This window comes from Deinococcus sp. LM3 (assembly GCF_002017875.1).
In the GTDB taxonomy this organism is placed as follows: Bacteria; Deinococcota; Deinococci; order Deinococcales; family Deinococcaceae; genus Deinococcus.
The window spans coordinates 2,721,105-2,743,384 of sequence record NZ_MUFV01000001.1 but is presented as its reverse complement, the minus strand read 5'-3'; the positions used below and the strand labels follow the sequence as shown (position 1 = coordinate 2,743,384).

Sequence of the window (22,280 nt, the reverse complement as noted above, 5' to 3'; positions counted from 1 at the left end):
GGGGCGGGTTCATGCGCCGTCAGCTCCGGTACGCCATGCTGTGGGGACCATGCACCGCACCCCCACCCATCTGGCCTGGCTGCTGTCGGCGGCCCTGGCCCTGAGCGCCTGCGACCTGACGCCCACCCCGCCGGTCACGGAACCACCAGCCACGCAGCCGCCCGTCACGCAGCCGCCCGTGACCGGCCCGGCCACCCTGACCATGCAGACCGTGAACCTGGGTCAGCAGACGGCCGTGACCCTGGACGTTCCGTTCGGGGGCCGCTGGTCGGTCACGGACTTCCCGGACTGGCTGAAACTCTCGGCGCAGGGCGGGCAGGGGAACGTGGCACTGACCGTCACCGCCGACCGGGCCGCCGCCACCCCCCTGAAAGCCGACCAGACCACCCTGAGTGGCGCCGTCACCCTGAACTGGACCTCCGGCAGCGGCAGCGCCGCGCAGAGCGGCCAGACCGTCTGGACCGTCACGGCCGCGCAATTCAGCCTGAGCGGGCGCGTCAATGCTCCCGCCGTTCAGGGGCAGGGCGTGCAGACCGGCCGCCCCTCCGTGACCCCCGACAGCCAGCCGGACGCCGCCGGCGTGATCGTCAAGTACCGCGCCAGCCTGACCGTCCAGGGCAGCGCGGCACAGGCCGACCCTGCACAGGCCGCCGCCCGCAGCGCGGCCCTGACCGCGCAGCAGGCCGCCACCACCCTGCGCGGCGCCGGCGTGCCGGTCCAGGCCTCCCGCGCCCTCGGCAGCCGCAGCGCCGCCCTGCGCGTGCAGGACGTCCCGGCCGCCCTGAGCGCCCTGCGCGCCGACCCGGCTGTCGAGTACGCCATTCCCGACGTGATCCTGCGCACCCAGGCGACCGCCACGGCCGTCGTGCCGACCGACCAGTTCGCCGGGCTGCAGTGGGCATACCCGCTGACCGGCTACGGCGCCGTGTGGCGCGACATGGAGGGCGGCGCGTACACCCGCCCGGTCACGGTGGCCGTCATCGACACCGGCGTCCGTTTCGACCATCCGGACCTGCAGGGGCAACTGTGGACGTCCGCCGAGGGGGCCATCGACCTCATCACGGACCCCGGCAACGGCGACGGCGACGGCCCGGACACCGACCCCACCGACCCGTCCGTCCAGGGCCGCACCACCGGCAGTCACGGCACGCACGTGACCGGCATCATCGCGGCCCGCTGGGGCACGAACGCCGCCAGCTGCGCCGGGTGCAGCGCGACCGGCGTGGTCGGCGCCACGCACACCGCGAACGTCAAGGTGCTGCCCATCCGCGTCATCGACGCCAGCGGCAACGCCACCGAATCCGACGTGGCCACCGCCATCCGCTACGCCGCCGGGCTGCCCACCGAACTGAACGGCGTCATGATCCGCACCCCCCACGCGGCGCAGGTCATCAACCTCAGCCTCGGCGGGGCCGTCAGCGCCGCCAACGCGCAGGCCATGTGCGAGGCCGTCACGGACGCCCGCAACGCCGGCGCGCTCGTGATCGCCGCCGCCGGCAACGGCTACGGCACCACCCCCTACTACCCCGCCGCCTGCGACGGGGCCGTCGCGGTCGGCAGCGTCAGCCTCTCCGGCGGCAGCGCCCCCATCCGCTCGACCTTCAGTAACGCCTACCCGCAGGTGCAGCTCGCCGCGCCCGGCGGCAGCGACCCCTTCACCCGCACCACCTTCAACGGCGCCACCCTGAACGGCCAGGACTTCCCGGACGTGATCCTCTCGACCAGCTGGGACTACATTCAGGACGAACCCAACTACGAAGCCGAGGTCGGCACCAGTCAGGCCAGCCCGCAGGTCGCCGCGCTCGCCGCGCTGCTGCTCGCCAAGGGCGTCACCACCGACGCCGCCAGCACCCTGGCGCGCCTGAACGCCACCGCCACCGACCTCGGCGCGGCCGGCCGCGACGACCAGTTCGGGTACGGCCTGATCAACGCCGCCGCCGCCCTGAATGCCCCCGCCGTCAGCGACCGCTTCGGCCTGCGCCTGCAGGACGCCCGTGGCCACACCTTCCAGCCTGCCCTGGACACCTTGGGCCGCTTCCAGGCGTGGCTGGGCGACGGCACCTACCGCGCCACCGCCGGCGAGGACACCAACGGCAACGGCATCTACGGCGAGAGCGGCGAACGACGCGACGAACGCAGCGTCACGCTGTCCACCAGCCAGCCCAGCGTGGACCTGGGCGACCTGCAGCCCCGTTGATGGTTGATGGTTGATGGTTGATGGTTGATGGTTGATGGTTGATGGTTGATGGTTGATGGTTGATGGTTGATGGTTGATGGGCGGCCCCACCTGCGCGGGGCCGCCCATCCTGCGTCAGCGCCGTGAAGTCAGCGGGTCACGTCGATGACGGTGCGGCCGCGTACCTGACCGGCCAGGATCTGCCCGGCCAGGGTGGGGAGGTCGCTCAGGGCGCGCTCCTGCGTGACGGCCTCCAGCTTCCCGGCGCCCAGGTCGCGGGCCAGCCGGGTCCAGGCGGCCTCGCGGCGCGGGGCGGGGCAGGTGACACTGTCGATGCCCAGCAGGTTCACGCCGCGCAGGATCAGCGGGAACACGCTGGCGTTCAGGTCACTGCCGCCCGCCAGTCCGCACACGGCCAGCGCACCGTGCGTGCGGGTCGAGGCGTACGCGCCGGCCAGGGTCGCGCCGCCCACGCTGTCCACCACGCCCGCCCAGCGTTCCTTCTCGAGTGGGCGGTTCAGGGCCGTGAGTTCGTCGCGGCCGATGACGCGGCTGGCGCCCAGGCCCAGCAGGTACGCTTCCTCCTGCGCGCGGCCCGTGCTGGCGACCACGGTGTGCCCGGCGGCGGCCAGCAGGGCCACGGCGGTGCTGCCCACCCCGCCGGCCGCGCCGGTCACGAGGACCTCGCCGTCGCCGGGGGTCACGCCGTGGTCCTCGAGGGCCATGACGGCCAGCATGGCCGTGAACCCGGCCGTGCCGACACTCATGGCCCAGCGGGCGTCGGTGCCGGGCGGCTGCACGACCAGCCAGTCGGCCTTCGCGCGGGCCAGGGTGGCGTACCCGCCGTCCTGCCGCTCGCCGATGCCCCAGCCGGTCAGGATCACGCCCTGCCCCGGCTGCCAGCGGCCCGTGCGGTCCTCCAGCACCGTGCCGGCCAGGTCGATGCCGGGCGTCATGGGGTACGAGCGCAGCACGCCGGGCCGCCCGGACACGGCCAGTCCGTCCTTGTAGTTCAGGCTGGAATGCGTGACCTGCACGGTCACGTCGCCGTCGGGCAGGGCACTCAGCGGCAGGGTCTGGAGGCTGACCTGAACGCCGCTGTCGGTCTTCTCGGCGCGCAGGGCGCGGTAGGTGCCTGGCAGGGTGCTGGTCACGTTGGGCTGGGTCATGATGGAAACCTCCGAAAAAAGGGGGATGAGGCGCTCGGGGTCGTCAGGTCGGCCGCCGAACGGGATGTGTGTGGTCGGCCCCAGCCTAGCGCGCCGGCCCGGAGTGCGCCGCGCGGCCAGGGCGTCACCGCCTGACAGACACTGCCGTGCCGGGCGGGGCGGGTGTGTTACACTCCGCTCTGCTATGGAGCCTCCCAGTTCTGGCTCTTCCTCGACGCCCGGTGAATTCCGCCTGAGGGCGGCTTTTTGCTGTGGCGTCGCGACCACCACCGGACACCGACGGACCACTCCCAGCGGGCGTGGCCGGGCAGCATGTGCCTCGCGGATGACCGGGACGCGAACAATGGAGCGCGTCCATTCATGAATGACCTGTTTGGCATCCTCGCCCTGTTCTTCCTGGTGCTGATGAACGGCTTCTTCGTCGCCGCCGAATTCGCGCTGGTCAGTGTGCGCCGCACCCGCATCGACCAGCTGGCCGACGAGGGCAACGCCACCGCCCGCGCCGCGCAGCGCGCCCTGCAGAACCTCGACCTGTACATCGCCGCGACCCAGCTGGGCATCACCATGGCCAGCCTCGCCATCGGGTTCGTGGCCGAGCCGGCCATCGAGCACCTGCTGCACCCCCTGTTCCCGGAAGGGCAGTTCAGCGAGGCGCAGATCACGGCCATCTCGTTCGGCGTGGCCTTCGCGATCAGCACCATCCTGCACATCGTGTTCGGGGAGCTGGCGCCGAAAAGCTGGGCCCTGCAACGCAGCGAGCAGGTCAGTCTGATCGTCATCCGGCCGCTGCTGATCTTCACGGCCGTCTTCCAGTACGCCATCCGGGGTCTGAACGCCATGGGCAACGGCGTGGTGCGACTGTTCGGCCTGCGCGGCGTCGCCGGCCATCACGCGGCGTACTCCGAGGAGGAGATCCGCATGATCGTGGGCGCCTCCAGCCAGGAAGGCGTGCTGGAAGACAGCGAGAAGGAACTCGTGTACAACGTGTTCGACCTGTCCGACACCACCACCCGCGAGGTCATGACGCCCCGCGTGGACATGATCGTCGTGGACGGCGCCTCGCCGCTGCGCCGCCTCCTGGAAGTGAACGCCGAACACGGGTACTCGCGCGTGCCGGTCTTCCAGGACAACGCGGACAACATCGTGGGCATCGCGCACACCGGCGACATGCTCCGGCACCTGGACGAACTCGACCACGCGGTCATCGCGGACATCATGCGCCCCGTGTACTTCGTGCCCGAAGGCATGAAGATCAAAGACCTGCTCGCCAAGATGCGCGACAAGAAGAGCCACATGAGCATCGTCGTGGACGAGTTCGGCGGCACGACCGGCCTCGTCACGCTGGAAGACGCCCTCGAGGAGATCGTCGGCGAGATCTACGACGAGACCGACGAGGACGAACTGCCCATGATCGAGGTGCTCGGCGAGGGCATGTACCTGATGGACGCCAGCCTCACCGTCGGTGAGGTCGAGGAACACCTGGGCAGCAACCTCGAAGACGGCGAGGGCGAATTCGACACCCTGAGCGGCTTCATGACCAGCCACTTCGGCGACATCCCGGAAGCGGGCCAGAGCTTCGTGCACGAAGGCTGGGCCTTCACGGTCGAGAACGCCGACCAGCGCCGCGTCATCCGCGTCCGCGTGGAACGCGCCCCACACCACTCCCCCCTGGACCCAGAGGAAGCCCACCATGACTGACCCCCGACCCACCGACAGCAACGCCCTGAACCTGACCCCCGACCCGCAACTGCTGGAGGGCGCCAGGGCCGCGTTCAAGCAGGCCTACGCCCCGTACAGCCGCTTCCATGTGGGCGCCTCCCTGCGCACCACCGACGGGCAGGTGTACTTCGGCGCGAACGTCGAGAACGCCAGCTACGGCCTGGGCCGCTGCGCCGAGCAGAGCGCCGTGCAGGCCATGGCCACCGCCGGCCGGCGCGACTTCACCGATATCGTCGTGTACTCGGAAGCCACTCCGCCCGCCAGTCCCTGCGGCGCGTGCCGTCAGGTGCTGTTCGAGTTCGCCCCGGACGCCCGCGTGGTATGCGTCAACCAGCACGGCGACATCATCAGCGGGTACGTGAAGGACTTCCTGCCGCACGGTTTCCGCCTCGAACACCGCGACGACGGGCACCCGGTCGGCACCGAGTAATCAATGGTGCGGACAGGTTCAAGCAGCTTTGACGCCGAGATCCAGCGGCCTGGACGGATGTTCCTCCAATTCAACGAATCGCCGTGAAAGACCCAGATTGGCCAGAATTCGCGAGGCGAACAGCCGGTTAAACGCGCGCCGCTTCACGTCCTCGTACGAAAACGGCACCACATCAGCCGGTCTGCCCGTACGGGCAGACCGCTCCAGTAGGTACTCCGCACGACCCAACGAAAGCGCAAAACACGCGGCGTTCCAGTGATTCTCCAGCCCCGTCGTCGACCGGAGCTGGCAGGTCGTCAGCCCCGCGAACTGCTTGGCATCACGGAAGACGAACTCCAGCTGGAACCGGGCGCTGTACAGCGCCCGGATCTCCTGTGCCGGCATGGTCGTGTCCGTGCTGCACAGCACCACATGGGCCTTCACCTGACCCTTCCGATCAAGACGCTCGATCACCACCACCCGCAGAAAGCGGCCGAAGTGAGGGGCCCACACCACCCGCGTCCACACCCGCTCCTGAGCGTCACCCGGAACGCTCTGCCACCCGCTCCAATCTTTGAAATCGACCTTGCCACCCCACTTCCGCCGGGCACCCCGGCGTGTGGGATGCGCGCCAGTGAACGGGTAGAGCAGGTTGGCATTCGACTGGAGCTTGGTGACGAAAGCGATCTTCTCGGCATGGACGGCGTCCATGAACATCTTCTTGGCGTACTGGCCGTCAGCCACGACCGCGCGCAGATGGCCGGACAGCCAAGCGCGTCGCTGGGTGAAGACGTCTTTCAGTTGCTCCAGATACTGTTCGAGGCGATCTGCCCGGTCCTGTTTGGGCCGGGTCTGACGGATGTCCAGCGGGAAGGCATGCTGGCCGGTGAGGCTGATCAGGGCCAGGCAGGACAACTCCAGTCCGGTGTCGGAACGGCTCTGCGAGCCGTTCCAGAACGCCCCGAGCCCTTCGGTCTTCTTGCCTGACTTGGGGATGAAACTGGCGTCGATGGCCAGGATGAACCGTGAACCGAGGACCCCCCAGCGAATCAGGAGTCGCACCAGTCCCCAGTGGAGTTCATCCCAGGGCAGCGTCTTGTGCATCCATCGGCGGAAGGTGCGCTCGTCCCACTCGCTGTAGCGGCTGAAGTTCCTGGCGTTGACCCGGCCTGGAATGGCTTGCCAGAGGGGAATGAGGTGAGCGAAGAAGCGGGTCTGGTGGGCTGGGAGTCCGAGGAAGAGCAGCAGCAGGGGTAACATGGGTCAGGTCTCCTTTCGGTGGTGTCGTTTCAACTTCACCGTACAGGAGACCTCTTCCTTGCACCTTTTGAAAGTGTCCGCACCATTGAGTAATACGGACTCCGATTGAATGGGCGGCAAAGACCGTTCAATCCGAGCGGATGCGACTCGTAGAGCTGCCCCGCAGAGTAGGAGAGAAACGCCCCTCCGGGCGTGGAGCTGGCAGGGGCGGTGATGTTCCGGGTTGTCAGCGAAACAGACGGAATCCGTATAACCCGCACCGGGCGGGCCACCTGACCCGCCCTCCGAACCGGGCCTCGCCGCACCCTGCGGTTGGGGCCCGGTTCTCGTCTGCCTGAGCGGGGCGTGGACGGCCATCCGCTTGAGTCGTGGCGGGGACCGCCCTACACTCCAGGGGTTCAGTTCAGCAAGTAGTTCAGTTCAGTGGTGCGTTCAGGTGCAGAATTCGGCGGTTCCGGCGTGCCGGGACGTTCATTTGCAGGGCCAGGTCCTGCCGGGGTGATCCATGAAGAAACTCGTTCTGAATCTGTTGATGGTCGGCGTGGCCCTGACCGGCTCGCCCGCTGCGGTGGCGGCCGGGCCGGGCGTGGGGACGGGCATGGTCACGCCCATGACCGACAGTTTCTGGACCGGCTGGCGGCTGATCGACAGTGACCGGTCCTGGTGGGACGGGCACCTGTTCTGCCGCTGGCAGCGCGAGTACGTGCAGTTCAGTCCGCAGACGGGCGAGTACGTGGTGCGGCAGACGCAGACGACCGTCACGGGCGGCTACCCCTGCCCGGCTCCCTGACCGTCCCCCTCCTCTGACCGGCTGCCTTGCATGACGTCACCGACCGGTGGGAGGCACACGCCGCAGGGGGAGAAACCGGAATTCGGCGTCTCCCCCTGCTGGGCGGTCATGGCGCAGCGCGCACGCTGCGGTGGCTGGTCAGGCGTTCAGTCGTGCGCTCCGGCGAGTTCCTTGCCGAACTGCTGCGCTTCGGTGCTGCCGGCCAGGGCAGTGGTGCTGCTCTGCCCGCCTCCGGCGGCCTGGGCGACCAGGTCGAAGTAGCCGGTGCCGACCTCGCGCTGGTGCTTGACGGCGGTGAAGCCGCGTTCCTGGGCGGCGAATTCGCGTTCCTGGAGTTCCACGAAGGCGGTCATCTGGTTGCGGGCGTAGCCGTAGGCGAGGTCGAACATGCTCATGTTCAGGCTGTGGAAGCCGGCCAGGGTGATGAACTGGAACTTGTAGCCCATCTTGCCCAGTTCGACCTGGTACTTGGCGATGGTCTCGTCATCGAGGTTCTTCTTCCAGTTGAAGCTGGGCGAGCAGTTGTAGGCCAGCAGCTTGCCGGGGAACTTCTCGTGGACGGCTTCAGCGAACCGGCGGGCGTCTTCGAGGTTGGGCACGCTGGTCTCGCACCAGATGACGTCGGCGTAGGGGGCGTAGGCCAGGGCGCGGCTGATGGCCTGCTCGATGCCGGGGTTGACGTAGTAGAAGCCTTCGGGGGTGCGTTCGCCGGTGCAGAAGGGGCGGTCGTTCTCGTCGATGTCGCTGGTGAGCAGGTTGGCGGCGTCGGCGTCGGTGCGGGCGATCAGGACGGTGGGGACGCCGCTGACGTCGGCGGCGAGGCGCGCGGCGTTCAGGGTGCGGATGAACTGGCTGGTGGGCACGAGGACCTTACCGCCCAGGTGACCGCATTTCTTCTCGCTGGCCAGCTGGTCCTCGAAGTGCACGCCGGCCGCGCCCGCCTCGATCATGGCTTTCATGAGTTCGAAGGCGTTCAGGGGGCCGCCGAATCCGGCTTCCGCGTCGGCGACGATGGGCACGAAGTAGTCGATGTCGGTCTTGCCCTCGCTGTGCTGGATCTGGTCGGCGCGGCGCAGGGTGTTGTTGATGCGCTTGACGACGTCCGGCACGCTGGAAGCCGGGTACAGGCTCTGGTCGGGGTACATCTGCCCGGCGTTGTTGGCGTCACCGGCGACCTGCCAGCCGCTCAGGTAGATGGCTTTCAGGCCGGCCTTGACCTGCTGCATGGCCTGGTTGCCGGTCAGGGCGCCCAGGGCGTTCACGAAGGGCATCTCCTTCATCTGACGCCACAGTTTCTGCGAGCCGTGCTTGGCGAGGGTGTGCTCGATGGGGAGGCTGCCGCGCAGCTTGACGACCTCGTCGGCGCTGTAGTTGCGCTTGATGCCCTGCCAGCGTTCCTCGGTCTGCCAGGTTTTTTCCAGGATCTCGGCGGGCGTGCGGGGGTTGGTGGTCATGGTGGTCCTCCGTGGGGTGTGAGGGGATGCGGCCGCGCCCGGTGCGGGGCGTGGTGGTTCGGGGGTTCGCGGTGTGCCCGGTGCGGGCGGTGCCTTTCGGTAAGGGCATTGTGCTCCGCGCCTGTCCGGCCGGGGGGTGGTGTACTGACCGTCTAACGAAGTACACCACCGGCTCAGGTACACCACCTCGCGTCTCACTCCACACGGCTGACCGCCCCACACGCCTTCAAACCCAACGAAGGAGGCCGACAGGAAAGGGGCGCCCGGCCGGCACCGGACGCCCCTCCTGCGACCCTGATCGGCTCAGCCGCGCAGCCACTCCGCCAGGGCCGCCTCGAACGCCGCGTGGTGATCATGGTGGTAGAGGATGCCGTGGAACCCGGCGGCGTTGGCCGCGTCGATGTTCTCCTGCACGTCGTCCACGAAGGCCACCTGCGCGGCCGGGACGCCCATGGCCTGCTCCAGCGCCGCGAAGGATTCCGGCGAGGGTTTCTTGTGCCCCAGCTCGTTGCTGAACACCGGCCGATAAAAGCGTGCGAAGCGGGGGTCGCGGCGCAGGTGGTCGCTGACGACCGGGTAGTTGTTGCTCAGCAGGCCCACACGTACGTCTCCGGGCAGCGCGGCCAGCGTGGCGTACATGGCGGGGTTGTCCACGATGCTGCCCAGGTACAGTTCCTCGAAATCCTCGTACGGCATGGGAATCCCGGCCTCTTCCTGCAGGACCGTCCAGAACTGCGCCAGTGTCCAGGCACCGACCTCCAGCTGCCGCACGTGCCGGAAATAACTGTCGCGCACCCGCTCGACCGGCACGCCGCTGCGGTCCGCGACGTTCTGGGTGCTGCGGCCGTCGAAGGTGCCGATGGTGAACACGCCGCCCCAATCGAAGGCGACGTGACGGTGCGGGAGGGTAGGCGGAACTTGATCCTTCATGGCAGCGATTCTCGCGCACGCGGGGGGCCGGGCACGCGCCTCTGTTCAGACGGACTGCCCCGCTTCGGACGGACAGCTTTTAGGAAGTGGCGGGGCGCGGGGCCGGGTCGGGCGCGCAGACGGGCGCGTCGATCAGCAGGCCGCGCCGCACCCAGGCGTTCAGGTTCAGGGCGTGCGACGCCTGCCACGCGCGGGTCCAGTCGGCATCTACTCCAAGCTTCTGCCCGCGCCCGTGCCGTAGCACGTACCCCCGGTGCAGGGCCAGCAGTTCGGCCGGGCTGGCGTCCGGGTGGTGGTGCTGGTCGATCTCCTCACTCAGGGACGGGGAGGACAGGGTGGGCGACCCGGTCGTCCGGACGCACGCCACGCCACTGGCCCGGTCGCGCAGCCAGGTCATGAGTTGCAGGTACGCGCGGCCCGTCCGGGCGGACTCCGGCGTCTCGCTCCAGCGCAGCGCGGCGGTCGTGTCGGGCTCCAGGGTGTAGGCGCGCAGGTGCCGGACCTCGCTGATGACCGGCAGGTAGAACGTGCCGTGGAACTCGGCGCCCTGGGCCAGCATGGCGGCGTGCAGGGAACCCAGGCTGCGGGCCTGTTCCGGGGTGCTGCCCCAGGCGCGTTCCTCGAGCCGTTCGAAGGTCAGGTGTTCATGCACGGGCGGGCCGGCCACCGCGCGTCCGTCCAGGCGGGCGCGGCTGATCTCGGGGAGCAGGCCCACGGCGCGGTCCTCACCGACCAGGAGTTGCAGTTCCTCGTCGGTCAGGGCAGCCAGGTTCAGACAGCGGAGCACACGCAGCAGGATACTGTGCGCCGGTCACGTTGTCAGCCGGGGTGCGTTGCCAGCGCGGGTCGCGCCGGTGGGGGGTGGGGGGGCATCCTCACCCGGCCGCTGCCTATAGTGGACGGGATGACCGCTCAGAATGCTGCCAGCCCCGACTACACCCGCGACCTCCGGCAGGTTGCCCGCACGCTGCTGGACCACACCGGCCCCATCGTGGTCGTGTCGCACGAGAACCCGGACGGCGACGCGCTGGGCAGCGTGCTGGGCCTCACGCGCGCCCTGCGCTCGCTGGGCCGCGACGTGACCGCCCCCATGACCGTCCCGCGCTACCTGTCGTTCCTGCCGGAGACGGGCGAACTGAGCGGCCCGCTCGGCGCCCTGCCGGACGGCGCGCTGGTCGCAGTGCTGGACGTGGACAACAACGACCCCGCGCGCGTGGCGGGCGTGACCCTGGACGGCTTTGGCGGCCCGGTCGTGAACGTGGATCACCACGGCACGAACGCGCGGCGCGCCACGGCCCTCGTCGTGGACCCCGCGCGGCCCGCGACGGCCATGATGATCGCGGACCTGCTGGACGAACTGGGCGTCACCTGGACCGAGGCGTTCGCCACGCCGCTGATGCTGGGCCTGAACACCGACACCGGCAGCTTCCGCTTCGACAGCGTCACGCCCGGCACCTTCGAGTGCGCCGCGCGTCTGCGCGCCCACGGCGCCCGTCTGGGCTGGCTGAACGACCAGCTGGGCCAGAACCCGCCCACGTACTACCACCTGCTGCGCGAGGTGCTGGGCACCATGCAGTTCCTGCACGGCGGACGGGTCGTGCTGGCCCGCGTGGACCAGGCGATGCTGGACCGCGCCGGGGCCGCGTGGGAGGACGTGGAATCCTACGTGGGCCTGCTGCGCAGCGCCGAGGGCACACAACTGGCCGTGATGGTCAAGGACTACGGCGACCGCGTGAAACTGTCCATGCGCTCACGCGCGGGCATCAGCGCGCAGAACGTCGCCGTGGCGCTCGGCGGCGGCGGGCACGTCCCGGCTGCCGGGGCGAGCGTCGCCGCGCCGTTCGCAGAGGTCATGGCGCAGCTCGACGCGGCCATCGCCGCCGAGTTGCAGCGGGTGAACGGCCCGGCCTGAGCGCCGACCGGCCGCTGCGGGCCACCCCGGTTCAGGGGGCCGCAGCGGTCTGCGCCGCCAGCACCACGTCCACCGCCGCGTTGATCCACGCGAAGGCGCGGCGGGTGTTCGGCATGGTGTACGTCTGCGCCGCGCCGCGCTGCATGAACACGTACACGACGTGCCGGTCGTCGCGGGTGTGCAGGTAGCCGCTGTACGTCAGGAGCCGCCAGCCGTTGCCGCCCTTCCCGCCGAACGCCTGCACCCCCTGACGGTGCGTGACGTTCAGGGCGCCCTTCCCGAACCCGGTCGCCATGACCTCGCGCTGCCACCGCTGCGCGCGGGGCGACAGGCCGCTGCGCAGGAACTCGTGCGCGACCAGCGTCCCGAACTCGTACGGGGTGCTGATGTTGTGCGTGCGCAGGTCCAGGGCCGGGTCGTAGCGGTGGTCGAAGTACGTGTTCAGCCGGTTCTGGAGGTAATCGGCGCGGTAGCGGCGGGCGTCCGCGTGGATCAGGGTGGCCAGCCGCAGCCGCTCCTCGCCGCGCGCGCCGGCCCAGCGGGTCGTGCCGTTGAACGTGGGCGACAGGCCCGCCTGCGCCACCCACCAGTCACGGGTGGGCAGGATCAGGCGCGTGCGGCACAGGCCCAGGTCGTCGGCGATGTCCTGCACGGCCTGCAAGCCCACGCGGCGGTGCAGGATGTCCGTGGCGGTGTTGTCGCTGTGCCGGATCATGCGGTCCGTGAGGGTCCGCACGTTCGACCCGTCGAAGGGGTACGAGCCGAGGCTCTGGTTGTCGCGCGTCACGTCGAACCGCTCGGTGGGACTCAGGGTGCCGGCGTCGAAGGCCCGCAGGGTCGCCCACAGCACCGCCTGCTTGTACGTGCTGGCCAGCGGAAAGACACTTTCCGGGTTCGTGCCGACCGCCCGCAGCGGTTCCAGGGTCACGGGGTCCACCTCGGCCACCCACAGGCCCAGGGTGCCGCTGAGCGGCAGGGGCGGCGACGGGGCCTTGGGCACCAGCGGCGCGCCGCTCAGGCACCCCTGCCCGTCCCGGTCGGCCCCCGTGCGCTGCACCTGCACCTGCGGCGGCTCGATCTGCCGCAGCACGACACGCTCGCCGGTCTGCGCTCCGTCCGGCTGACAGCCGGTCAGGAGGAGGGCCAGCGCCGCCAGCCACCCCCGCCCGACCTCCGGGCAGCTGAAAGGCCGCGCCATTCAGGCGGTCAGGGGCTCCAGCACCACGCCGACCGTGCCGGGTCCGGCGTGCGTGGCGACCACGGCGCCGATCACGTGATCGCCCATGTCTTCCAGGGTCACGCCGCTCAGACCGTCGCGCACTTCCTGCCGGTACGCCTCGCCGCCGGGCGTCGCCAGGAACGCCACGCGCGCCCCGCCGTTCTGCTCGGCGTACTTGCGGACGTGATCGACGATGTCCTGCATGGCCTTCTTGTGGCCGCGCACGCGCCCGCCGGACTCCACGCGCCCCTCACGGACGGTCAGGATGGGCTTGATGTTCAGCAGGCCGCCCAGCAGCGCCTGCGCGCCCCCGATGCGCCCGTTGATCCGCAGGAAATCCAGGGTGTCCACCGTGAACCGGATGTCCGCCCGTTTGGCGACACGCTCGAGCACCTCCACGATCTGCGCGACGCTGTGCCCCTCGCGGGCCATCTGGGTGGCGCGCAGCACGCGCAGGCCCAGGCCCATGGTCACCGAGCGGCTGTCCAGGACCGTGACCTTCCCGCCGAAATCCTGCGCGGCGAGGCGGGCGCTGCCGATGGTGCCGGACATCTGCCCGCTGATGTGGATGCTCAGCACCTCGTCGGCCGTTTTCAGCGCCTCGGTGTACACGGCCGCGAACTCGGCCGGGCTGGGCTGGCTGGTGCTGGGCGTCTTCTTGCCCGCCTTCAGGCCCGCGAACAGGTCGCTGGGCGTGATTTCCAGGCCGTCTTTGTGCATCTTGCCGTCGAACAGCACGTACAGGGGCACACTGGTCACTCCCGACTGCGCACACAGCGCAGCGTTCAGGTCACTCGTGGAATCCGTGACAATTGCAATGGTCATTCCCTGATACTAGCGTGACACACAATCGTTTTGCCCAGCATCTCCCCCGTGCCACCCCCACCCGGCACGAAGCGCACCGGGAAAGGCGCGCCGAACACAGTGTTCCGGCGCGCCCTTCCTCCTTTCAGGGCCTCCGCAGAGGCCGCTGTCAGCTCTTTTTCTTCGGCTCCCACTTCCTGCGGCCCGTGGCGGGCGTCACGTCGGGGGTCGCGTCAGGAGCCGTGGTGGCCTGCTGCCCTTCCTCCAGCGAGTTCTCGCCCACCTGCTCCAGGTGCACGTGCTCGGTGATCGGAGCCACCGCGGGCGCGGCAGCAACCGCATCGGGCGCAGCCGGGGCGGTGGACGCCGCAGAGACCGGAGTCGCCCTGGGATTCCACTTCTTGCGCTCACCTGTCACGGACGGCACTTCAGCCGGAGTGGTCGGAGCCGCCGATGCAGGGGCCACCGCCGCGGCCGGAGCGACTGCCACTGCGGGCGTGGGGGCCGCCTGCTCGCCTTCCGCCTTCGCTTTCGGAGCCCATTTCTTCCGCTCGCCAGTCGGGGCCGAGACAGCGGTCTGGGTGGCCTCGTCGGTCGGCACGGGCGCGGCGGGCGTCTCGCTGGCCGGGGCAGCCGCTTTCGCGCCGCCGGGCTTCCACTTGGGACGCTCGCCCGCTGCCGGAGCGGCGGTCTGCACGGCCTCGACTGGGGCGGCCTCGGCTGTTGCCGGGGCGGCCTCTGCGGCAGGTTCGGCCGCTTTCGCCTTCGGAGCCCAGGCCTTGCGGGCCGGAGCCTCGGTGGCGGCTTCTGCCGGGACGGGCGCGGGGTTCACGTCGTCACTGCCGGTAGCCTTCGCCTTGGGCGCCCAGGCCTTGCGGGCGGGCGCGTCAGCCGGTGCGCTGGGGGTCGCGGCCGCCGCTTCAGGGGCCGCCGGGGCGGCGCTCACGTCGTCGGCCGCTTTCGGCTTCCAGCTCTTGCGGGCCGGGGCCGCGTCGGCGGCGGGCGCAGGTGCGGCGGCCGGGGTGGGCGCGGTGGGCTGTACGTCGTCGGCACTGGCGGCCCTGGGTTTCCAGCTCTTGCGGGCGGTCGCCTCGGGATGAGCGGCCTGCGCTTCGGGCTGCGTGCCCTGGGTCGCGTCGGGGCTGCCGGGCTGCGCGTTGATCACGGCGGCGGCCGTCTCGCCGACCACGGCATCCGGGGCTCCGGCGCCGGGGCGGTCGCCCGTACGGTCCATGGGCATCTGCGCATTCGGGGCGCTGGCCACCTCGGGCTGCTCCAGCGGCGTGGCGCCTTCCACGGGACCGGTGGGGGCCGCCTGCTGCCAGGTGCCGTCGGCACGCTGCACGCTCTCGAGCATCAGTTCCGCGACGTCCTTGACCACGATGTCGTCGCGTTTCTGCTTCTCGGGCGTGGAATTCATCATGGCCTTGCAGAAGGGGCAGCCCACGGCGACGACCTTGCCGGTCTGCTCGAACTCGTCGCTGGCCGCTTTGGCGTCGTCCAGGCGGGCCTGGAGTTCACGGAAGCGGTTGTCGCTGACGCGTTCGCTGCCTTCTTCCTCTTCCTTCCAGAACTGCGCGCCGCCGGCGCCGCAGCAGAAGGAGTTCTCGCGGCTGCGTTCGAGTTCCAGCACCTCGCCCGCCATCTGGGTGATCAGGTTGCGGGGCGCGTCGTACACGCCGTTGTGGCGGCCCAGGTAGCAGGGGTCGTGGTACGTGACGTTCTCGGCGAGCTGGGTCAGTGGGAGTTTCCCGGCGGCCACGAGGGTCTCGAGGTACTCGGTGTGGTGGATGGTGCGGTAGTCGCCGCCCAGCTGCCGGTACTCGTTACCGATGGCGTTCATGCAGTGCGGGCAGGTCGCGACGATCAGTTTCGGGGCGACCTGGTTCAGGGTCTCGACGTTCTCCTGGGCCAGGGTCTGGTACAGGAACTCGTTCCCGGCGCGGCGGGCGCTGTCGCCGGTGCAGGCTTCCTTCTTGCCCAGCACGGCGTAGTTCACGCCGGCCTTGTCGAGCAGCTGCACGAAGGAGCGGGCGACTTTCTGCGCGCCGGGGTCGTAGCTGGCGGCGCAACCGACCCAGTAGATGACGTCGGGTTCCGAGTTCTCGTCGATGGTGGGAACTTTCAGGCCCTCGGCCCATTCGAGGCGCTTGTCGCGGCTGATGCCCCAGGGGTTGCTGGCGCGTTCCATGCCGCGGAAGGCGGTCTGGAGCTGCGGGGGGAACTCACCGGCGACCATGACCTGATGGCGGCGGATGTCGATAATGTCAAGCATCTGCTCGTCCTGCACGGGGCAGACCTGCATGCAGGCGCCGCAGGTGGTGCAGGCCCAGACCGATTCCTCGTTGATGGCGAATTCCAGCAGGGGGTGCCCGGTCGCCGCGCCGCCCTCGAAGGGTGCGGGTTTCAGCGTGAAGGGGCTGGGGTGCGCCGCGATCACGTTCAGTTCCATGCGCTTGTTGATTTCCAGCGCGGCGGGGCTCAGGGCCTTGCCGGTCGCGTTGGCCGGGCAGACGTCCTGGCAGCGGTTGCACTGGATGCAGGAGTACGCGTCGAGCAGGCGCGGCCACTCGAGGTCCTCGAGTTTCTCGGCGCCCAGTCTGGGTTCGTCGGCCTCCATGGCCTCTTCCAGCCCTTTCATGGGGGGCAGGACGCCGCTGCCGACGGGGCGCTTGAGGGCGTAGTTCAGCGGGGCCATGAAGATGTGGATGTGCTTGGTGAACGGGAAGTACGCCAGGAATGCCAGGACGCTGCCGAGCGCGCCCCAGTACCCGAAGATGCGCCAACCCTCGATGGCCTGCTCGCTGGCGCCGTTAAACAGCAGGCGGCCCAGGGCGCTGCTGAACGGCTGGAAGGAGTCGTACCCGCCGAGTTTGCGGGCTTCCTCGGTCATCTTGGCGGCGTTGCCGAGCACGCGGCTGCCCACGTGGAAGGTGATGAACGACGAGACGATCAGGCTGTCACGCAGGATGTAGTTGGCCCGCAGCAGCGGGTGCAGCAGCGTCTTGTCGGTAAAGCGGAAGTCGCGTTTGCTGGGCAGGAACAGGCGGCGGATCAGCAGGCTGACCACGCCCACGAGGACCAGCATGCTGAGCAGGTCGGCCAGGAAGTTGTACCCGGCGAGCAGCGGGCTGTCCTTCGAGTAGATGTGGAAGGGAATGTACCCTTCGAGGCCGTCCACGACGTTGACCAGCAGGTAGTACACGAAGCCGTAGAAGATGAACGAGTGCAGCACGCTGATGGTGGTGCGGCGGCGGAAGGTGCGCTCCTGGGTGAGGCTGACCCGCAGGGCGTACAGCACGCGCTGGACGGGGTTCCCGGCGCGGTCCTCGCTGGCGGGGGCGCCGCGCGCCACGCGGCGGTACAGACGGTAGAAGCCCCACAGGCCGAAGCCGCCGGCGATCAGGGCGAAGACGAAGAACAGCACTTGGTGGATCAGGGGCAGCAAGGGGCAACTCCTTCAGGCAGGAAACGAGACGGGCGAAAACTTGTACCGAGTCAAAGTATGCGGAAAGTATAGGGGATGCCGGGCATCAGGGAATCACCCTCACCATACCCCCCCCACCCGCCCGCGCGCCCCCCAGCGGCCCTCCCCCGGCCGGGGCGGCCGTACCACCGACCCCACCCCGAACATTCAAGGCCCGCCCGGCACCGCTCCCACCGTTCCGGGCGGCGCGGTGCGGTAGCGTGAACCCGTGAGCCTCACTGCGAACGAACTTCAGACGTACCTCAGCGCCCTCGTGACCGGCGACCTGAAACTCTCCACCATGATCTGGGGCCCCCCCGGCGTCGGCAAAAGCAGCGTCGTGGCGCAGGTCGCGCAGAGGCACGGCCTGGACTTCGTGGACGTCCGGCTCTCGCAGCTGGCCCCCACCGACCTGCGCGGCCTGCCTGTTCCCGAGGCCGACGGGCAGGGCGGCGGCGTGTCCCGCTGGTACCCGCCGGAATTCCTGCCGCGCGGCGGGCAGGGCGTGCTGTTCCTCGACGAGGTGAACATGGCCCCCCCCACCATGCAGGGCATGGCCCAGCAACTCATCCTCGACCGCCGGGTCGGCAGTTACGTGCTGCCCGACGGGTGGTTCGTGTGGGCCGCCGGGAACCGCAAGGAGGACCGCGCCAGCGTGTTCGACATGCCCGCCCCCCTCGCCAACCGCTTCCTGCACCTGACGGTCCGCCCGGACTTCGACTCGTGGCGCGCGTACGCCCTGGCGCGCGGCCTGCACGAGCACGTCATCGCGTTCCTGACCTTCCGGCCCGAACTGCTGTGGCGCCTCGACCCGCAGCAGCCCGCGTGGCCCAGCCCGCGCGCCTGGGAGATGGCCGCCCGCCTGCACCGCGCCGGACTGGACGCCACGCCCGCCATCGGGGACGCCGCCGGAGCGGAATTCAGCGCCTTCGTGCGCCTGTACGAGCAACTACCGGACCTCGGCACCGTCCTGGAGGGACGCGGCGCCGGACTGCGCCTGCCGGACGAACCCAGCGTCCGCTACGCCGCCGTCGTGGGCCTCGCCGCCCGCGCGAAGAGCGCCGACGAGGCCTACCACGCCTTCACGTGGCTGGCCGACAACGCCGGACCCGAATGGCTGCAACTGTACGTGGCGACCCTGGTCAGCAAATTCCAGGCCATCGGGCAACTCGCAGACCTCGCCGAACTCGTCGGCCGCGACGAACGCCTCGCCACGCTGGTGCAGGGAACGCTGGAGCTCACGGAGGGGATGTGATGGGGGTTGATGGTCGATGGTTGACAGTTGATGGAAACGGCAGTTCTCTATCAACTATCAACCTTCAACTTTCAACACCGGGAGCCCCATGACCCCGGTTCCCGTCACCCCGGAGTTCCAGCGCCTGATTTCCGGCTCCCGGTTGCGGCTGCGGGGGAAGTCGGCGTTTTTCGCGACGTTGCTGCTGCACGCGGAGTTCGTGCCGTCGCGGGAGGTGGCGGCGGCCGGGACGGACGGGGAGCGGGTGTACGTGAACCCGGAGGTGGCGGCCGGGCTGGCGCCGGACGTGCTGGACGGGTTGCTGCTGCATGAGGTTCTGCACGCGGCGCTGTCGCACGTGCAGCGGCGCGGGCCGCGTGAGAAGAAACGCTGGAACCGTTCGGCGGACCTGATCGTGAACGGCATGGTCACGGCCGCCGGGCTGCCCACGCCGCCCAGCAGCGCCGGGGCCGCGCGGGACGAGCACCTGGAGAAACTGAGTGTCGAGGAGGTCTACACCGCCCTGGACGGCGAACCCGACGGGGACGGCGAGGACGGCGACGACCTGCTGGACGGCCCGCCCGGTGACGTCCCGCCCCGGAACGGGAAACCCTCGCCGAACGTGGCGCGGCAGTGGCAGCAGGCGCTGGCGCAGGCCCGCAGCGTGGACGCCATGAGCGGCGGGAAGGGCGACGACCCGCTGGGCCTGCACCGTGAACTGATGCGGCTGGCGCCCGCGCGGCTGGACTGGCGCGCGCAGCTGTGGCGGTTCCTGGCGCGCACCCCAGTGGATTTCGGCGGCTTCGACCGGCGTTTCGTGGGGCGCGGCCTGTACCTGGAGGCGCTGGACGACGAGTCCCTGAGCGCCCTGATCGCCGTGGATACCTCCGGCAGCGTCGACGACGACGCGGTGCGCGCGCTGGTGGGCGAGGTGCAGGGCGTGCTGGGCGCGTACCCGCACGTGCGCGCCACGCTGTACTACGCGGACACCGAGGCGTACGGCCCGCACAACCTGTCACCCGGCGGCGAGATCCCACCCCCGCAGGGCGGCGGCGGCACTGACTTCCGCCCGATCTTCGCGCTGCTGGACGCGCACGAACCGGACGTCCTGATCTACCTGACCGACGGCTACGGCGACTTCCCCGAGCAGGCCCCGCGCGTCCCGACGCTGTGGGTGGTGCCGCCCGGCGGACTGGAGGACGGGGGCTTCCCGTTCGGGGACGTGCTGCGACTGGAGGAACACGGGTGAACGCCACCAGCCTCCCGGACGCCTTCCGGCGTGACCCGCACGCCGCGCCCGGCCCGGACAGCGTGTGGTTCGTGTTCGACAGGCACCGCCTGATCCTGACCGCGCAGCAGGCGTTGCCCACCGGCCCCGCCGCGCCCTTTCCCGTGACCGACACGAGCGGCCTGGGCAGCCTGGACGGCCGGACCATGTTCACGGCGGCGCTGGACGGCGACCTGCCCGACGGGTACGTGAGCGTCCCGGTCCGCGCGGCGTTCGGGACGCTGGGCGACACGCTGATGGGCGTGGCCGGGTACGCCTCGCAGATCCTGGACTTTCACCGCACTCACCGCTACTGCGGACGCTGCGCGACCCCGATGCAGGACAGCGCGCACGAACGCTCCCGCCTCTGCCCGAACTGCGGCCTGACCGCGTACCCGAGGGTCGCGCCGGTCGCGATGGTCCTCATCACGCGCGGGCACGGCCCGGACACCGAACTGCTGCTGGCGCGCGGCCCGAACTTCCCGCCCGGCATGTACTCCGCCATCGCCGGATTCGTGGAACCCAGCGAGACGCTGGAGGCCGCCGCGCACCGCGAGATCGCCGAGGAACTCGGGGTGACCGTCACGGACCTGCACTACGCCTTCAGTCAGCCGTGGCCGTTCCCGCACTCCCTGATGATCGGCTTCACCGCCCGCTACGGGAGCGGCGAGATCATCCCGCAACCCGGCGAGATCGAGGACGCCCGCTTCTTCCCGGTCACGGCGCTACCCACCCTGCCGCCCCGCTTCAGCATCGCCCGCGCCCTGATCGACCAGGCCGCGCAGCAGGCACTGAACCCCTGATACGGACTCCGGACGAGGGATGTCATACGGACTCCGATTGAATGGGTTGCAAAACCTATTCAATCCGAGCGGATGCGAGAAGGAGAGAAACGGGTTCCCGTTGCGCCCACATGAAGGCCGCCGGTAGGTCGTGCGCCGCCCGCGCGACTACGCTACGGGCATGAGGATCGTAGTGGTGGGAGGCGTGGCTGCCGGGATGAGTGCCGCGAGCCGCGCGCAGCGGTTCAATCCGCAGGCGCAGGTCGTGGTGTTCGAGCGGGGGGAGTACGTGAGTTACGGCGCGTGCGGCCTGCCGTACGTGATCGGCGGCGAGGTCGACTCGTTCGGGGATCTGATCGCCCGGACGCCGGGGCAGATGCGGGCGCGCGGGATCGGCGTGCGGGTGCGGCACGAGGTGACGGGCGTGGACGCGCGGGCCGGCACGGTGACGGTCCTGGACCGGGAGTCGGGCCGCACGGTCAGCGAACCGTTCGACCGGCTGCTGCTGGCGACCGGGGTCTCCCCAGTCCGGCCGGACTGGGCGCACACGGACCTGGAGGGCGTGCATGTCCTGCGGGACATTCCGGACGGCGAGGCACTGGCGGCGAGCGTGCGGGGTGCTCGTCGGGCGTGCATCGTGGGCGGCGGGTACATCGGGCTGGAACTGGCCGAGGCGTTGCGGGCGCGGGGTCTGAGCGTGGTGCTGCTGGAGCGCGGCCCGGAGGTGGCGGGGCGGATGCTGGACCCGCAGTTGCAGGGGCAGGTGCGCGCCGAACTGGAACGCGGCGGCGTGGATGTCCGCTGCGGCGTGACCGTGCAGGGCCTGACCGGCAGCGGGCGCGTGACGGGCGTGCAGACGGACGCCGGGCTGGTGCGGGCCGATCTGGTCGTCGTGGCGGTGGGCGTGAAGCCGAACGTGGATCTGGCGCGCGCCGCCGGGGTGCGGCTCGGGAAGACCGGCGCGGTCGCCGTGAACGCCCGGCAGGAGACGAACGTGCCGGGCGTCTACTCGGCCGGGGACAACACCGAGAGCCTGCACCGCGTCACGCGCCGCCGCGTGCACATTCCGCTGGGCCTGCCCGCCAACCGCATGGGCCGCGTGGCGGGCGTGAACATGGCCGGCGGGGACGCCCGCTTTCCCGGCGTGGTCGGAACCGGCATCTTCAGGACGTTCGAGCTGGGCGTGGCCCGCACCGGCCTCACGCAGACCGAGGCGCAGGAGCTGGGGCTGGACGCCGTGAGCGTGGATGTGACCAGCACCGACCACGCCGGCTACCACGACAGTTCGAAACCCATTCACGTGCGCCTGACCGGCGAGAAAGGCACAGGCCGGCTGCTGGGCGCGCAACTAGTCGGGCACAACCACCTGAGCGTGAAACGGGTGGACGTGGTCGCGGCCCTGCTGGGTCAGCGGGGCACGGCGCAGGACCTGTTCGACGCGGACCTCGCGTACGCCCCGCCGTTCAGTGGCGTGTGGGACGTGCTGCTGGTGGCCGCCGACCGCCTGCACCGGATGATCTGATACGGACTCGGATTGAATGGGCTTTGCAGCCCATTCAATCCGAGCGAAGCGAGTGGGAGCAAAACGGGTTCCGGACGTGGAGCCGGCAATCCGGTGAAGTTCCGGATTGTCGGCGAAACAAACGGCAGTCCGTATGAACCCGTGAATGCCGGATGCCGCCCGCCCGG

General features: G+C 70.0%; 17 protein-coding genes. 9 read left to right on the top strand and 8 right to left on the bottom strand.

All coding sequences use genetic code 11. The features are described 5' to 3' along the window. Positions 1–49 precede the first annotated feature (49 nt). Positions 50–2,197: a S8 family serine peptidase gene (locus BXU09_RS12910; RefSeq protein ID WP_078303599.1), complete on the top strand. Its 2,148-nt coding sequence runs from the start codon at positions 50–52 to the stop codon at positions 2,195–2,197. 128 nt (positions 2,198–2,325) lie between these two features. Here BXU09_RS12910 and BXU09_RS12905 read toward each other — a convergent pair whose 3' ends face one another. Next, positions 2,326–3,345: an MDR family oxidoreductase gene (locus BXU09_RS12905; RefSeq protein ID WP_078303592.1), complete on the bottom strand. Its 1,020-nt coding sequence runs from the start codon at positions 3,343–3,345 to the stop codon at positions 2,326–2,328. 360 nt (positions 3,346–3,705) lie between these two features. Here BXU09_RS12905 and BXU09_RS12900 point away from each other — a divergent pair, with 360 nt between their 5' ends. After that, positions 3,706–5,043, top strand: coding sequence for a hemolysin family protein (locus BXU09_RS12900; protein ID WP_078303569.1), 1,338 nt, complete (start codon positions 3,706–3,708; stop codon positions 5,041–5,043). After that, a complete protein-coding gene (gene cdd, locus BXU09_RS12895; RefSeq protein ID WP_078303565.1) occupies positions 5,036–5,494 on the top strand; it encodes a cytidine deaminase in 459 nt (152 codons plus the stop codon). The genes BXU09_RS12900 and cdd overlap by 8 nt, the downstream gene beginning before the upstream one ends. A gap of 18 nt (positions 5,495–5,512) precedes the next feature. Here the strand turns inward: cdd and BXU09_RS12890 are convergent, their stop codons facing one another. After that, positions 5,513–6,733: a transposase gene (locus BXU09_RS12890; protein ID WP_144011945.1), complete on the bottom strand. Its 1,221-nt coding sequence runs from the start codon at positions 6,731–6,733 to the stop codon at positions 5,513–5,515. A gap of 505 nt (positions 6,734–7,238) precedes the next feature. On the opposite strand from BXU09_RS12890, the gene BXU09_RS12885 reads away from it, so the two are divergent. After that, positions 7,239–7,523 carry a hypothetical protein gene (locus tag BXU09_RS12885; protein ID WP_078303559.1) on the top strand — a complete coding sequence of 95 codons (285 nt, stop codon included), beginning with the start codon at positions 7,239–7,241 and terminating at the stop codon, positions 7,521–7,523. A gap of 146 nt (positions 7,524–7,669) precedes the next feature. Here the strand turns inward: BXU09_RS12885 and aceA are convergent, their stop codons facing one another. From aceA to BXU09_RS12870, 3 genes are all read right to left on the bottom strand, one after another. Then, complete coding sequence (aceA, locus tag BXU09_RS12880; RefSeq protein ID WP_078303553.1) at positions 7,670–8,977, bottom strand: isocitrate lyase; 1,308 nt, start codon at positions 8,975–8,977, stop codon at positions 7,670–7,672. Positions 8,978–9,280: 303 nt separating this feature from the next. After that, entirely contained in the window at positions 9,281–9,907 is a 627-nt protein-coding gene (locus tag BXU09_RS12875) for an HAD family phosphatase (protein WP_078303549.1), read from the bottom strand. A gap of 79 nt (positions 9,908–9,986) precedes the next feature. Beyond that, positions 9,987–10,694, bottom strand: coding sequence for a hypothetical protein (locus BXU09_RS12870; RefSeq protein WP_144012114.1), 708 nt, complete (start codon positions 10,692–10,694; stop codon positions 9,987–9,989). A 117-nt stretch (positions 10,695–10,811) separates the two neighbouring features. Between BXU09_RS12870 and BXU09_RS12865 the strand changes: the two genes are divergently transcribed. Then, on the top strand, positions 10,812–11,819 hold the full coding sequence (locus BXU09_RS12865) for a bifunctional oligoribonuclease/PAP phosphatase NrnA (RefSeq protein ID WP_078303541.1): 1,008 nt from the start codon (positions 10,812–10,814) through the stop codon (positions 11,817–11,819). A 31-nt stretch (positions 11,820–11,850) separates the two neighbouring features. Here the strand turns inward: BXU09_RS12865 and BXU09_RS12860 are convergent, their stop codons facing one another. The 3 genes from BXU09_RS12860 to BXU09_RS12850 all read right to left on the bottom strand — a co-directional run bounded on the left by BXU09_RS12860 (position 11,851) and on the right by BXU09_RS12850 (position 17,290). Beyond that, positions 11,851–13,017 carry a serine hydrolase gene (locus BXU09_RS12860; protein WP_078303537.1) on the bottom strand — a complete coding sequence of 389 codons (1,167 nt, stop codon included), beginning with the start codon at positions 13,015–13,017 and terminating at the stop codon, positions 11,851–11,853. Continuing rightward, complete coding sequence (locus tag BXU09_RS12855) at positions 13,018–13,863, bottom strand: DegV family protein (protein ID WP_078303533.1); 846 nt, start codon at positions 13,861–13,863, stop codon at positions 13,018–13,020. A gap of 148 nt (positions 13,864–14,011) precedes the next feature. After that, entirely contained in the window at positions 14,012–17,290 is a 3,279-nt protein-coding gene (locus BXU09_RS12850; RefSeq protein WP_078303530.1) for a (Fe-S)-binding protein, read from the bottom strand. A 247-nt stretch (positions 17,291–17,537) separates the two neighbouring features. Between BXU09_RS12850 and BXU09_RS12845 the strand changes: the two genes are divergently transcribed. The 4 genes from BXU09_RS12845 (at position 17,538) to BXU09_RS12830 (ending at position 22,113) form a co-directional block, all read left to right on the top strand. After that, on the top strand, positions 17,538–18,563 hold the full coding sequence (locus BXU09_RS12845) for a MoxR family ATPase (protein ID WP_078303526.1): 1,026 nt from the start codon (positions 17,538–17,540) through the stop codon (positions 18,561–18,563). Between the two features lie 88 nt (positions 18,564–18,651). After that, a complete protein-coding gene (locus BXU09_RS12840; protein WP_078303522.1) occupies positions 18,652–19,791 on the top strand; it encodes a VWA-like domain-containing protein in 1,140 nt (379 codons plus the stop codon). Next, the gene (gene nudC, locus BXU09_RS12835; protein WP_078303518.1) at positions 19,788–20,612 is read left to right on the top strand and encodes an NAD(+) diphosphatase; all 825 of its coding nucleotides are present in this window, start codon (positions 19,788–19,790) and stop codon (positions 20,610–20,612) included. Before BXU09_RS12840 ends, nudC begins: the two co-directional genes overlap by 4 nt. Before the next feature lie 160 nt (positions 20,613–20,772). Further along, positions 20,773–22,113 carry an FAD-dependent oxidoreductase gene (locus BXU09_RS12830; RefSeq protein ID WP_078305014.1) on the top strand — a complete coding sequence of 447 codons (1,341 nt, stop codon included), beginning with the start codon at positions 20,773–20,775 and terminating at the stop codon, positions 22,111–22,113. Positions 22,114–22,280: the final 167 nt, after the last annotated feature.